Below are 12,511 nucleotides of genomic sequence, written 5' to 3'. Positions count from 1 at the left end.
ACCAGGATATAACGCTTCGCGTCGGATTTATGCGGTATCCTTACTGACAATATTGTTTCAGTAAAGAGTAATGTTCCGGCTGAACGCGGTAGCGGTAAACCGGCCTGCCGGTCACGCCGTAATGAATACTGGTAAACAAGATATGGCAATTCACCAGCCAGATAAGATATTTACGGCAGGAGACGCGCGAGATATTCACTTCGTTGGCCAACTCGTCGGTAGAAAATTCCTGCTCCTGATGCGCATCAATCCACTGGCATAAGGTGCGTAGCGTTTGCTGCGTCAGCCCTTTTGGCAGCCGGCGAGGCTCCTGCTCGCTGGATGAATTACCGTGAATGAGCAGGTCAAGCTCAGACTGTTCGTAATACTGGCGTTTTTCCATCGCCGTTTTCTTACGTAGCCAGCCGGTCAGCGCTTCTTCAAAGCGCGTGGCCTGAAAAGGCTTGATCAGATAATCCACCACGCCGTAGTGAAGCGAATCTTTAATGGTGGCGGCGTCAGCGGCAGAAGAAATGACAATAACGTCGCTTTTGCAGCCTGCGCTGTGCAGGACAGGCAGCAGATCCAAACCGTTTTCCTGCTGCATGTAGATATCCAGCAGGATTAGGTCAATGTGATTTTCACTGTTGAAGATAAACTCTTTCGCTTTTTCCAGCGTCGAAGCGGTTCCACAACAATGAAAACCGGAGATTTGCGCGACATAGCGGCGATTTAACTCCGCGACCATCGCATCGTCATCGACAATTAATACATTGATCATAGGCTGGTCCTTTTTCCATCCCAGGGTAACTGTACAAAAAATTGTGTGAAGATCCCAGGCTCGGACTCCACGGAAATTACGCCGCCAAGCGCTTCAACCTGCTGTTTAACCAGCGCTAAACCGACGCCGCGTTCGGCGCCTTTCGACGAGACGCCTTTTTCAAAAATCGCCTCGATGCGCTCAGGTTCGATACCCGGACCGTCATCGCTCACTTCGCAATGCAGCCAGCCATGGCGGTAGTGTAACGAGACGCTGATTTCGCCGCCGGATTCCTGGCTCAATGCTTCCAGCGCGTTTTCAATCAAATTACCCAGCGCCGTAATCAGCACCGTAACCTGATCTTCATTGTTATTATCCGGTAACTGGCTGTCGCTGCTTATCACCAGGCTGTGCCCGAAATCAGAGGCGCGAGTAATTTTACTGAGCAAAAAGCCAGCGATAATCGGCGACTTTATTTTACCCAGCAGCAAACCGATCTCTTCCTGATAGTTATTGGCCGTCTTGATAATATACGCTTCAAGCTGCTTATAACTCTTCAGGTGCAATAATCCCAGAATCACATGTAATTTGTTCATGAATTCGTGGGATCGTTCACGGAGCGCATCCGCGTAGTTCACCATCCCGTCCAACCGCTGCATCAGTTGGCGAACTTCTGTTTTATCCCTGAAGGTGGATATCGCGCCGATAATTTCGCCGTTGCTGCGCACCGGAACGGTATTCACCAGCAGCAGGCGGCCTTTGACGATAATCTCTTCATCGCGGCGCGGCGTACCGTCACGCAACACTTCGCTAATGTCCACCACCTGCGACCAGGCATGACTCAGGGTGGATAATCTGGCGTCATCCTGCGTTTTTCGATAATCGAGCAGCGCCTGCGCCGCATGGTTAATCAACGTGACTTCGCCGCTATCATCCACGGCGATAACGCCCTCTTTGATTGACTGCAGCATCGCCTGGCGTTGTTCAAACAGGGTTGAGATCTCATAGGGTTCGAGGCCAAACAGGATACGTTTTAGCACCTTGACCAGCGCATACGTGCCTAATAACCCCACCAGAGCGCCGAACAGAATGGACCAGATAATACTGCCGCGGCTATTGTTGATCTGCTGCGTAACGTGACTGAGTTCCAGGCCGATCGCTACCACACCGATCTGCCGGTGGCGTTCATCATAAACCGGTGTGAAAACGCGCAGCGCTTTGGCAAGAAAGCCGCGATTAATGGCAACGTTTTCCTTTCCCTGCAGCGCGAGCAGAATGTCATCGCCTTTGAACGGTTGGCCGATTCGCTGCGTTTCTGGGTGTGAATAACGGATGCCCTGCATGTTGGTCACCACAATAAACAAAAAGCCATTATGCTGGCTCACCGCTTCGGCGAGCGTCTGAATGCCGCTTTCCGCAGGCGGTTTTTTCAGCCCCTCGCGAATTGCCGGAGAGTCCGCCAGCGAGCGCGCCACCGCCAGCGCTTTATCTGCCAGCGCGTCGCGCGTCATGCTGCTGATTTGCGAAAAATAGATCAGATGGACCACAACGAGCACCGAAAACAAAACGGCGCTGACCATCAGAATGACGGTAGTGCCGAGTTTCATGGGGCGTTTGCGTAACGCCCGGCATGGCAGGGAGTGTTTCATAGTGGACCTGAGCGGACGAATCGTAAGGTTATTATCCCTGATGAGGCGTCTAATTCAAAGGCATAGGCGATGTTGCTCCAGTGTTGAAAAGCCCGTCTTACCTTGTAGGGGGCGCTACCTGCTCATGTCGACTGGCAAACGTCATGTCGTTAATTAATATCGCCGGATACCGTGATGGGTAATTTATTTTCATCAGAATTGCATAAAATAATTTTTCATTAATTTTTATAATAACGTATGCGGTGTCACGTTTTATTTTTACTGACGTTCAGAATGCGTTTGATCACAATCAATCAGCGCTAATGTTTAATCTATTATGATTAGTTTTCATTACATATTATTAATAATTATGGAAGCAATGTGAGAAATAAAAAATGGAAATAAAAAAATGGCTGAACACAACCATAACCCGACGTGATGCTATTGTCGCTACTGCAAAAGTAGGGGCGGCGGTGACGCTAAGTCAGGCGATTACGCTGCCTTTTGCTACCACTGCCCAGGCGCAGGATACCCCGATACCGAAGAATGCCAACGACGAAACCGTCAGGCACAGCGCCTGTCTGGTCAACTGTGGCAGCCGATGCCCGCTTAAGGTTATCGTGAAAAATGATCGCATCGTGCGCATTGAGCCGGAAGACGCGAAAGATGACGCGGTATTCGGCGAGCATCAGATTCGTCCCTGCCTGCGTGGGCGTTCCAGTCGCTGGCGCGTCTATAGCCCGGATCGCATTAAGTATCCGATGAAAAGAGTGGGAAAACGCGGTGAAGGAAAATTTAAACGTATTTCATGGGATGAGGCCACGGCCTTTATTGCAGCGGAATTAACGCGCGTTAGCGAACAATATGGCCGGGAAGCTATTTATTATAATTATCAATCCGGGGCATATTATCATACGCAGGGCAGGCCCGCCTGGATAAGATTATTAAATCTCACCGGCGGTTATTTAAATTATCACAACACCTATTCCACGGCGCAAATCGCCACCGCCACGCCCTATACCCACGGCGATTATGTCGGTAGCCATTTTACGCAGATCGCGCATTCCGATCTGGTGGTGCTATTTGGTCTGAATCTCTCAGAAACGCGGATGTCCGGCGGCGGTCAGGTTGAAGAGCTGCGCCGGGCGCTGGAGACCTCGAAAGCCCGAGTCATTATTATCGATCCGCGCTATACCGATTCGGTGATTACCGAACACGCCGAATGGCTACCGATTCGCCCAACCACGGACGCTGCGTTAGTCGCCGGCATCGCGCATACGCTGATTACCGAACAGCTTCTCGACGAGGCGCTGGTAAACCGCTATTGCGTCGGCTATGACCGTAGCACTTTGCCGGACACGGCTGCGCCTAACGCCAGCTATAAAGATTATGTTCTTGGCACGGGCGATGACGGTATCGCGAAAACCCCGGAATGGGCGGCGGATATCACCGGTATTCCGGCAACGCGTATTCGCCAACTGGCGCGCGAAATCGCCTCGGCGCGCGCCTGCTATATTTGCCAGGGCTGGGGGCCGCAGCGTCATGCCAACGGCGAACAAACCGTGCGTGCTATTCAGACGCTGCCAGCGTTAACCGGCCACTTCGGGCGGCCCGGCACCAACAATGGCAACTGGCCTTACGGTACGCCGTATGGCGTGCCATTGTTGCCTGTCGGTAAGAATCCGATCAAAACCTCTATTCCTTGCTATCTATGGACGGACGCCATTCAGCATCCGGAGAAAATGACCGCGACGACAATGGGCGTGAAAGGCGCGGACAGGCTAAAAACCGGGATTAAGCTGTTTTTCAACCAGGCCGGTAATACCTTGCTGAATCAGCACGGCGAAACGAACCGCACCCGTCAAATTCTCGCGGATGAATCGCTGTGTGAAACCATTATCGTGATTGAAAACCATATGACGCCCAGCGCGATGTATGCGGATCTGCTGTTGCCGGAGACCAGCTATCTTGAGGCGGAAGACCTGGTGGACAGCTCCTATGCGGCGGGATCGCATAACTATATGATTGCGATTCAGAAAACCGTTAAACCGATGTGGGAAGTGCGCAGCACGTATGACATCTGCGCGGATATCGCCGGGCATCTTGGACTGCGCGAGCAATATACCGAGGGCCGAACTCAGGCGCAGTGGGCGGAGATGCACTATCAGCAGATCCGTGAGAAACGTCCATACCTGCCGGAGTGGAGCGTGGCGAAAGAGATGGGCGTGATTGACCAGCGTATCGCGACCGAGCAGCAGAGCCTTGCGTTTGCCGATTTCCGCGCCGACGCCGAGGCTAATCCACTCTCCACGCCGTCGGGCAAAATTGAAATTTACTCCCAGGCGCTGGCGGATCTGGCGCAAACGTGGACTTTGCCAGAAGGCGAGCGAATTCCCGCATTGCCGGAATTTTGTCCGGCGAAAGAGTCGCACCTTAACAAAGCGCTGACGGCGAAGTATCCGTTGCAGTTAAGCGGCTTCCATACCAAAGGGCATACCCACTCGACCTACAGCAATGTGCTGATGCTGCATGAGGCGGTGCCGGATGAAGTCTGGATTAACCCGATTGACGCCAGCGCCCGCCAATTGAAGTCCGGCGATCGGGTGCATGTATTCAATGACCGCGGCGTGGTGGAGCTTCCCTGTAAAGTGACCCAGCGCATTTTACCCGGCGTGGCGGCGATGCCGCAGGGCGCGTGGACGCGGCTTGACGGCAACGGCGTTGATGTCGGCGGCTGTATCAATACGCTGACCAGCCACCACCCTTCGCCGCTGGCGAAAGGCAATCCGCAGCATACCAATCTGGTTGAAATTAAACGCGCTTAAGGAGTGATGTACGATGAAACAGTATGGCTTTTATGTTGACTCCTCGCGCTGTTCAGGCTGTAAAACCTGCCAGGTAAGCTGCAAGGATAATAAAGATCTGGATGTCGGTCCGAAACTGCGCCGCGTCTATGAATATGGCGGCGGAAGCTGGGTGAAAGAGGGGGAAAGCTGGCATCACGACACCTTTACCTACTACCTCTCTATTGCTTGTAACCATTGCGATGAGCCGGTATGTGTCTCCGGCTGTCCGACCGGGGCGATGCATAAACGCAAAGAGGATGGTCTGGTCGTGGTGGATGACAGCGTATGCGTCGGCTGCCGCTATTGTGAAATGCGCTGCCCCTACGGCGCGCCGCAGTTTGATACGCAGGCGAACGTGATGCGTAAATGCGACGGTTGTCTTGACCGACTGGAGAACAATCTGCGCCCTATTTGTGTGGATTCTTGCCCGCAGCGAGCGCTGGATTTTGGCCCTGTCGATGAATTACGGGCAAAATATGGCACGGAGAATCAAATTGCGCCGCTGCCTTCGGCGTCGTTCACCCATCCTAACCTCATTATTAAACCGCATCCGAAAGCGAGACCCACAGGCGATACGGAAGGCGCAATCATGAACATTCGGGAGGTGCGCCATGCATGAGTTACCGCTGGTCTTTTTTACGGTCTTTACCCAGAGCGCGGTCGGCGCGTTTATTCTGCTGCTGATTGGCGGCGCAATGGGGCTGGTCGCGCCGCGGCGTAAGGCTATCGGTCTGTTCTCGGTGATGTGCCTGTTTGGGCTTGGCGTCATTGTCGGCATCTTCCACGTCGGGCAACCGCTGCGCGCGCTGAATATGCTGCTGCGCGTCGGACATTCGCCGATGAGTAACGAGATTGTCTTGTCGGCGGCTTTTGCGGCGCTCGGCGGTCTGGGGGCGCTCGGTTTGTTGCTGAACCGGGCGACGCCGCTGTGTAACGCGTTGGTATGGTTGGCAGCGATAGTCGGGGTGGTCTTCTTATACGCCGTTCCGCAGATTTACCAACTGCCGACGGTGGCGACCTGGCGTTCATCTTACACCACGGCAATGATGATATTGACGCCGTTGATTGGCGGCGGCGCGTTGGCGGCATTGTTTGGCGTGCGCCGTCTGGGGCTACTGGTCAGCGTGTTGGCGATTTTGGTGAGCTTTTGTCTGCGCCCGGGCTATATGGCGACGCTGATGAGCGCCGATAGCGCTCTGACCGCCGCGCAGCATAGCTGGTTTACCGCCCAGGCGATATTGCTGGCGGCGGGTGTGGTCGGGGTGGTGGTCTGCGCGCGCCTGAAATCGAGCGCTGCGGTGCTGGCCATGACGGCAGTGGTGGTTATCGCGGCGGAGTTGGCGGGTAGGATTGCGTTTTACAATCTGTGGACGCTGCCAATGTAGTTTTTTGCCCGGTTTATGCCATGTAAGCCTGATAAGCGTAGCGTTATCAGGCGAAATATTTCAGGAGCTATTGCTATGCCTTCCCGTGCTGTTTTGCCGCGTATCCTCGGCGCACTGTTTTACTTCTCCCCTGAGAGGCCGGAGGTGAAAGCGTTGTTCGACTGTTTGCCAACGTTGCCTGAGCTTTACCCCTGGCGCGATCGCGGACATATTGAATCACTATGTGCGTCATGGTCGCTACCGGATGATGATGCGCTTACATGGCAATTTTCCGTGTTGTTTGAAGGCCAGGGAAAGATGCCCGTCCCGCCCTGGGGATCGGTCTATCTGGAAAAAGATAATTTGCTGATGGGGGAAACCACCGCCGATTATCGAGCTTTTTTACAGGCGCAGGGCATGGTATTCACTGACCGTGAACGCGAGCCGGAAGATCAGTTTGGCCTGATGCTATTAGCCTGTAGCGATCTGCTGGCTCGAGGCGACAACGTGGCGGCCAACCGGTTACTGGAGGCGCATCTGCTGCCCTGGGGATTCCGCTATCTGGAATTGCTGCAACGCAATACCGTTAGCGCCTTCTATGCCCGGCTTGCCATCGTAGCGACCTGTTATCTGCAGGATGTTCAGCAGCAACAGGGACTACAGCCTGAGAATAAACGGTTGTTTTTCTGAGGTATTGGTCAGGTTTTGATGGCGTGCCATAATGCTTGTGCCGCCATCGTGCCCGCTGTTGCGTCAGCGGGCACAGTTTACTATTACAGCTCCGGCGTCTTTTTGAAACCGGTCAGCATCAGCACCAGGCTCTGTTTTGAGTCCGCTGGCGTGAAATCGTAGTGATTTCCCTGACGGTCGCCGCCGATATACCAGGATATTTCCGTTTTCCCTTCCGCCAGCGCTTTGCGCACCGCTTTATCGACATCAACCATGCGATACTCATGTGAATGGTTTAGATATAACACGGCATCGGAACGGTAGTTGATCGCCGGTTTATTGTTCCAGGACACGGTACTGACGTGCCAGTCACTGCTGGTCGGGTAAAAGAAAATTTGATCGGCGCCGTTCGTTTCCGTTTTGCCGCCAAAAAGGCGAATACGGTATTTGAATAGCGAAGCGTCCATATTGGCAGGCAGGGGCGGGATCTTAAATTTCACCAGCGTGAGCGTTTCCGGGTGCTGCGTGCGTCCGCCATTTGTCCAGTCATCCTGTACGTACAAGGTATCGATGCTGGCATGAGGCTTGTCATCTTCGCTGCTTACCCAGGTATTTTCTTCCGCTTTACTGTAGGCGTAAGGAACCGTAGTGCCGCAATCCAGTCCCTGATTCATACACAGATCCGTCATAAACTGCGCGCCATCTTCCGTCCAGCCATTCATAAAATCGGCATGGGCGGTATAAAGACTTCCCCAGCGATCTGCCCGGGTTTCGCCATGCATTACCGGGTCCATCGACAATTCCACTTTGGACGTATCCAGCGAGGAGATCTGCGGGAGTACCCAGGCGATGTTCATATTAACCGTTGGGATTTTGACCGGATAGTCTGCGGAACATTTCCCGTGGTCGGCATAGATAGCGTTATTGTGGCTATGGGTTGGTTTCAGGTTGACGCCATCCCAACAGTTGGGGAAAGCGATCCCTATATTAAACTGGACGGCATCGTCCGCTTTACGCAGGCCGCATATTTCGCCTACCTTGTTGGTGTAACCTTTGCCGTTGGCACATAAAAAGGTGATTGCGGAACTGGGGCCAGTACCGTGATGATCGCCTGCCAGTAACTCCAGCCCGGCCGGGAATGGATGGAGCGGATATTGCGCTATATTTGTGGATTGATAATAGGTCTTTTGGTAGGCCGGATTTACGATTTCACCATCAGGTAATTTCATGGACGGCGCCCAGTAAGCGGAGCTGTCGGCTTTATTATCACAGGTGGTATCGGGTTGCGCGCGCAACGTCTGGTAGGTAGAGACCGCGTCGGTGTGGGTGTTGCCAAAAAAGTCATGCCACATCGCCTGATTCGCTTTACCAAACATCATAATCGCGTCATCGCCCAGCGTGTGGTGATAGCCGCACACGACATGTGCCTGAGGACCGGCATGGGCCGGGAATGCGCCAGCGGCAACGAGCGTAGCCAGGCTGACGGTAATAAGGTTGAGTTTCATTTTTTTGCTGCCCGGTTGAATAGAAGTGGAAGCAGCAATAGCAGATCAGATTGCGGTGTTACATCTCATTAATTATCACTTTTTGTCATTTGCCCTGCATACAGGGGCGAATTTGCAGACGTACTATTTAAATAATTAGCCGAAACTACCCTCCTCTTGATTATGTCAATTTACAAAAAGGGTACGTTAGTGATTAAAATCGGGCTTTTTGTGATAACCCTCACTATTTCATTTTGCCTATGCTAATGGCGCTCGCCATAACCGAATAACGATTCTATCGGACATCGGCTTTATTTTTAAGAAATGCGTTACGACATCAGTCGTGACGCGATCTGCTATGGATTTTTTATGAGATTACTAAAACGCGTTATTGTGGTTGTACTCTTGGGCGTGATTTTATTTATGGTCAGGGACGATATACGCTATGTTTATCAACTGATCCTCAAATATGGTGATAAACCCTCGGCGCTGGCACTGAGTAGCTATAAAGCGGTTATTCAGCAAAAACCAGTCGCAGGAGTTAAGAGTAACCTTTCAGGTTTGACCTACTCCGCCGAAGACAGGATGCTTTTCGCCGTTATTAATAATCCCCCTGAACTGGTCTGGTTAACGACAGAAGGGCAGTTGGTAGGGCGGATGCCGCTCCAGGGCATCCACGACCCGGAGTCTATTGCATGGAGTGGGGGCAACCAGTTCCAGATAGGCAGTGAGAAAGATGGCGCGGTCTATAAAACACAGGTGGATATTCAGCGCGGCACCATGCAGATAATCTCCATGGTGAAGCTTGAGGGCTATGACAAAGCAAAAAATAAAGGGCTGGAAGGTACGGCATGGGATGCGAAAAATGAGAGATTATATGCCGCAAAAGAAAGAAAACCCATAGTGATCAAAGAAGTAGAAATGAGCAAAAATGGTATCACCAGAGCGTTGCCTTCTGCCATCACTGCAAGTGTGAGCGATGTCTCCGGACTTGAATACCATGCCCCAACGGATTCGCTGCTGGTGTTGTCGGACGAGTCAAAAATGATTCTGGAGGTCAGTTCCGAGTGGCGGGTGCGCGATCGATTGTTCCTGACGGCGGAGTGGTCAGGGCTCAGAGATGATATCCCCCAACCAGAAGGGATTGCCATGGATAATGAAAATAATTTGTATATTGTGAGTGAACCAAATCTGTTTTATAAATTTTCGTGTGATATACAGAATGACTAAAATGTATTTTTACTGTCACAGTATGCTAAAACAGAACAAGGTTATTAATACCATGATTTGACGATTGCTTGATTCGTTGATTCATTGTTGGGGATATTTATGTTTTACTTACCTCAGTAACGGATTACTTTGTGGTGTAGCGTAACGGTAATTGTCCTCCTCATATTTGCGGCAGCGTAGTCTGCCGCTTTTTTTTATAAATTAACTCTCTCTGTAATAATTAACAGACAATAAATATTATTCTGTTTTTTTCAGGAGGCCTCCGAAGAGACCTCGCATGGTGATGTTTAGTTATCAGGCATAATATTCTTCATCAACACTTACCGAATGCCATGTCGCCTCGCTAAGCGAAATCATTTCATCTACGCCGGAACTCTTGTTAACCGGGTTTTACGTCGGCGATGTGCCTGTAAATGTTCCATTGGCGGTGGCGCTATTCCCGGCGGGATCGGTGGCCGTAATGATGTACTGATTCTCCCCCCCGACAGAATAGCGGATTGCGGAACAGAAACATACCAGTTACCGGTATCGTTATCAACACTGGCGGAGTAGAGTCGATCGTCAGCCAGCCGATAGACAGCGAAGAATTACCCCATAGCGTTTGCGGAACGAACACTGATTGAACAGCTTTCATTCACTGCTGTTCCCGGAGATTTTATGGGTATTATCGGTACATCAGGTTCAGGTAAATCTTCTTTAATCAAAGCACTATCAAATTCCAGTCATTGCTATACGGGAACAGTTAAATTAAACAACGTAGATATCACACCGATCTCTGAAGATGATATCCAGAATTGCCTTGCCTACCACTTTGGCAACATTTTAGAAAAAATTACGTAATATCGACTGATATGTAAAACTCATTCAGCATCAAATGGATTAATTCAACATCAGTAGTAATATCCATTTTTTTATAGGCTGATCTCTTTTGTGTTGAAATCGTTTTTATATTTCGATCTAATAAATTTGAGCAACTTTTAACAGATAATCCTGCTGCCACGTAATAAATGACTTTTTTCTCGCTCAATGTTAGGTCGAATTTTTTAGCGAGCAACAGAATTCCATCTCTTATATTAATATGTTTTGCTTTGTTCTTATACTGCATTGTCAGATATCTCAATTAACATATTGATGACGAGAGGAAGATAAAAACGCTAAAAATTCCGATGGTGTAGTTTTGAAGTGTTTTTTAAAAACGCATGTAAAATAAGAAGCACTATCATAACCACACATATAAGCCACTCGGGTAATATTATATTCACTATTGCGTAGAAGTTTTGTCGCTTTATTCATTCGCGCATTAAGGTAAACTTCGCTGAATGAGGTGTTCTCTTGTTTCAATTTCCTCTTTAATGTGGAACAACTCATATAGAGTGAGTCAGAAATATCCTTGAGCGCCCATTTTCGACTTATGTCGCTTATAATAATATTATAAATGTTTTCGGCTAATGTATTTTGCGATAGTTCTCTGAAGAGAGCAAATGCTTCGGGTTCATAGATGAACTCTGAAAGTAGAAATCTTATTAAATATTCCTTTTTATCTTGGGATAGTTTTTGGCTTTTATTTGAAGAGTGTAAGAGGTTGAATACTCTTGCTACGCCTGTTTCTATTGGCGCTAACAGATGTTTTGTCGTCGGTTTTGTTAATGGGGCCGAAAAGTCTGCATGTTCATACAGAAAAAAATTATAAGCATTTTTTATTGACGATGAATCTAATTCAATTAAATTATAATTTAACTGTTCATGAGTCTCTTCCATTGTGATATGAATGGTTTGATCTTTAGCTAAAAATATTAACATTGGCCCTGATGCCGTAATATACTCCCCGGACGATGTCGTAATTGAAATTTTACCCGTGGTGAGCTTGATGAGCACGGACTGCAGTAAATTTAATCCCTGAAGTGATAAGGATTTCCTCTGCCAGTTTTGCGCTGATTGTAAACATTCAATGCTCCCCACCTGGACAGGTGAGGGATTAAATACTTTTAGCATGATAATTTCCTTTTATTAAATGTGCGTGTAAATCAAAAATTATTCTGAAAAATATTTCAAAAAAACTAATATATAGCTATATAATTATTTGCGAACTTAAGGTATCAGGTGGCGATCTTTTCATTTTCTATGGAAAATGCTATTTTATATTGCATTTCTACATATTATAGTATCGTTAAAAAACTATGTCGCGTATAAAAAAAAGATGGAAATTTACAAGAATTGGCTCATGTTATTATCAAATTATCTCTTTAAAATTTGAATTAAGTAATAATTTCCTTTAATCTTTTAGAGAATAGCTCTTTAATTTCATGGAGGTAGTTAGCATGAGGTATAAGATCTGATTTTAATTTGTGATAAGGTTTATCCTGGAGGTAAATATTAACGTTCTCGGTTAGGAAAGGCATACAACGCGGTAAATATATACTGCGGCGGGTAGATGGCGTAGCGATATCCGGAAGTTTGAGGGGGAGGGGACGCATTCAATCGTATGGTTGGCTTTATGAAAAACGGTGTAACACGTTATTGAGGTTCTTACTGTGCGTATCCGTTAGGTTTA

11 protein-coding genes and 3 pseudogenes are annotated in these 12,511 nt (G+C 49.1%); 6 read left to right on the top strand and 8 right to left on the bottom strand.

The window, feature by feature from the left end:
- Window positions 1-40: 40 nt before the first annotated feature.
- The gene (gene dcuR / locus J4645_RS15985; RefSeq protein WP_000611307.1) at window positions 41-760 is read right to left on the bottom strand and encodes a two-component system response regulator DcuR; all 720 of its coding nucleotides are present in this window, start codon (window positions 758-760) and stop codon (window positions 41-43) included.
- On the bottom strand, window positions 757-2,388 hold the full coding sequence (locus tag J4645_RS15980) for a sensor histidine kinase (protein WP_000682903.1): 1,632 nt from the start codon (window positions 2,386-2,388) through the stop codon (window positions 757-759). The genes dcuR and J4645_RS15980 overlap by 4 nt, the downstream gene beginning before the upstream one ends.
- Before the next feature lie 374 nt (window positions 2,389-2,762).
- Between J4645_RS15980 and J4645_RS15975 the strand changes: the two genes are divergently transcribed.
- The 4 genes from J4645_RS15975 (at window position 2,763) to J4645_RS15960 (ending at window position 7,267) form a co-directional block, all read left to right on the top strand.
- Complete coding sequence (locus J4645_RS15975; protein WP_023215130.1) at window positions 2,763-5,192, top strand: DMSO/selenate family reductase complex A subunit; 2,430 nt, start codon at window positions 2,763-2,765, stop codon at window positions 5,190-5,192.
- 13 nt (window positions 5,193-5,205) lie between these two features.
- The gene (locus tag J4645_RS15970) at window positions 5,206-5,832 is read left to right on the top strand and encodes a DMSO/selenate family reductase complex B subunit (protein ID WP_000816143.1); all 627 of its coding nucleotides are present in this window, start codon (window positions 5,206-5,208) and stop codon (window positions 5,830-5,832) included.
- Window positions 5,825-6,598, top strand: a complete 774-nt coding sequence (locus J4645_RS15965; RefSeq protein ID WP_000544921.1) for a DmsC/YnfH family molybdoenzyme membrane anchor subunit — start codon at window positions 5,825-5,827, stop codon at window positions 6,596-6,598. Before J4645_RS15970 ends, J4645_RS15965 begins: the two co-directional genes overlap by 8 nt.
- A 75-nt stretch (window positions 6,599-6,673) precedes the next feature.
- The gene (locus J4645_RS15960) at window positions 6,674-7,267 is read left to right on the top strand and encodes a molecular chaperone (RefSeq protein ID WP_001542855.1); all 594 of its coding nucleotides are present in this window, start codon (window positions 6,674-6,676) and stop codon (window positions 7,265-7,267) included.
- Between the two features lie 83 nt (window positions 7,268-7,350).
- On the opposite strand, the gene J4645_RS15955 is transcribed toward J4645_RS15960, so the two are convergent.
- Complete coding sequence (locus J4645_RS15955; RefSeq protein ID WP_023215131.1) at window positions 7,351-8,751, bottom strand: DUF1996 domain-containing protein; 1,401 nt, start codon at window positions 8,749-8,751, stop codon at window positions 7,351-7,353.
- A 303-nt stretch (window positions 8,752-9,054) separates the two neighbouring features.
- Here J4645_RS15955 and J4645_RS15950 point away from each other — a divergent pair, with 303 nt between their 5' ends.
- Window positions 9,055-9,960 carry a YjiK family protein gene (locus J4645_RS15950; RefSeq protein WP_001268201.1) on the top strand — a complete coding sequence of 302 codons (906 nt, stop codon included), beginning with the start codon at window positions 9,055-9,057 and terminating at the stop codon, window positions 9,958-9,960.
- Window positions 9,961-10,254: 294 nt separating this feature from the next.
- Here J4645_RS15950 and J4645_RS22300 read toward each other — a convergent pair.
- Window positions 10,255-10,389 (bottom strand): annotated as a pseudogene (locus tag J4645_RS22300) (hypothetical protein); the annotation flags it as partial.
- A gap of 109 nt (window positions 10,390-10,498) precedes the next feature.
- A pseudogene (locus tag J4645_RS22295) lies at window positions 10,499-10,598 on the bottom strand (hypothetical protein); the annotation flags it as partial.
- Window positions 10,599-10,617: 19 nt separating this feature from the next.
- On the opposite strand from J4645_RS22295, the gene J4645_RS22290 reads away from it, so the two are divergent.
- Complete coding sequence (locus tag J4645_RS22290) at window positions 10,618-10,800, top strand: ATP-binding cassette domain-containing protein (RefSeq protein WP_001527266.1); 183 nt, start codon at window positions 10,618-10,620, stop codon at window positions 10,798-10,800.
- On the opposite strand, the gene rtsB is transcribed toward J4645_RS22290, so the two are convergent.
- The 3 genes and pseudogenes from rtsB to J4645_RS22285 form a co-directional block, all read right to left on the bottom strand.
- Window positions 10,793-11,080 carry a transcriptional regulator RtsB gene (gene rtsB / locus J4645_RS15940; protein ID WP_001269916.1) on the bottom strand — a complete coding sequence of 96 codons (288 nt, stop codon included), beginning with the start codon at window positions 11,078-11,080 and terminating at the stop codon, window positions 10,793-10,795. The two genes, J4645_RS22290 and rtsB, sit on opposite strands and share 8 nt — an antisense overlap.
- Entirely contained in the window at window positions 11,077-11,952 is an 876-nt protein-coding gene (locus J4645_RS15935; RefSeq protein WP_208208992.1) for an AraC family transcriptional regulator, read from the bottom strand. The genes rtsB and J4645_RS15935 overlap by 4 nt, the downstream gene beginning before the upstream one ends.
- A gap of 263 nt (window positions 11,953-12,215) precedes the next feature.
- Window positions 12,216-12,438 (bottom strand): annotated as a pseudogene (locus tag J4645_RS22285) (hypothetical protein).
- Between the last annotated feature and the right edge of the window lie 73 nt (window positions 12,439-12,511).

Source organism: Salmonella sp. 32082101201600294FB01SM01, assembly GCF_017572865.1.
Classification (GTDB): Bacteria; Pseudomonadota; Gammaproteobacteria; order Enterobacterales; family Enterobacteriaceae; genus Salmonella; species Salmonella enterica.
The sequence above is the reverse complement of the archived record's forward strand: the minus strand, read 5'-3'. Positions and strand labels throughout refer to the sequence as shown.

What these genes read in the sequence shown, in the direction of transcription:
- dcuR (WP_000611307.1), bottom strand. Translation starts at nt 760, where the DNA reads ATGATCAATGTATTAATTGTCGATGACGATGCGATGGTCGCGGAGTTA.
- J4645_RS15980 (WP_000682903.1), bottom strand. Translation starts at nt 2,388, where the DNA reads ATGAAACACTCCCTGCCATGCCGGGCGTTACGCAAACGCCCCATGAAA.
- J4645_RS15975 (WP_023215130.1), top strand. Translation starts at nt 2,763, where the DNA reads ATGGAAATAAAAAAATGGCTGAACACAACCATAACCCGACGTGATGCT.
- J4645_RS15970 (WP_000816143.1), top strand. Translation starts at nt 5,206, where the DNA reads ATGAAACAGTATGGCTTTTATGTTGACTCCTCGCGCTGTTCAGGCTGT.
- J4645_RS15965 (WP_000544921.1), top strand. Translation starts at nt 5,825, where the DNA reads ATGCATGAGTTACCGCTGGTCTTTTTTACGGTCTTTACCCAGAGCGCG.
- J4645_RS15960 (WP_001542855.1), top strand. Translation starts at nt 6,674, where the DNA reads ATGCCTTCCCGTGCTGTTTTGCCGCGTATCCTCGGCGCACTGTTTTAC.
- J4645_RS15955 (WP_023215131.1), bottom strand. Translation starts at nt 8,751, where the DNA reads ATGAAACTCAACCTTATTACCGTCAGCCTGGCTACGCTCGTTGCCGCT.
- J4645_RS15950 (WP_001268201.1), top strand. Translation starts at nt 9,055, where the DNA reads ATGCGTTACGACATCAGTCGTGACGCGATCTGCTATGGATTTTTTATG.
- J4645_RS22290 (WP_001527266.1), top strand. Translation starts at nt 10,618, where the DNA reads ATGGGTATTATCGGTACATCAGGTTCAGGTAAATCTTCTTTAATCAAA.
- J4645_RS15935 (WP_208208992.1), bottom strand. Translation starts at nt 11,952, where the DNA reads ATGCTAAAAGTATTTAATCCCTCACCTGTCCAGGTGGGGAGCATTGAA.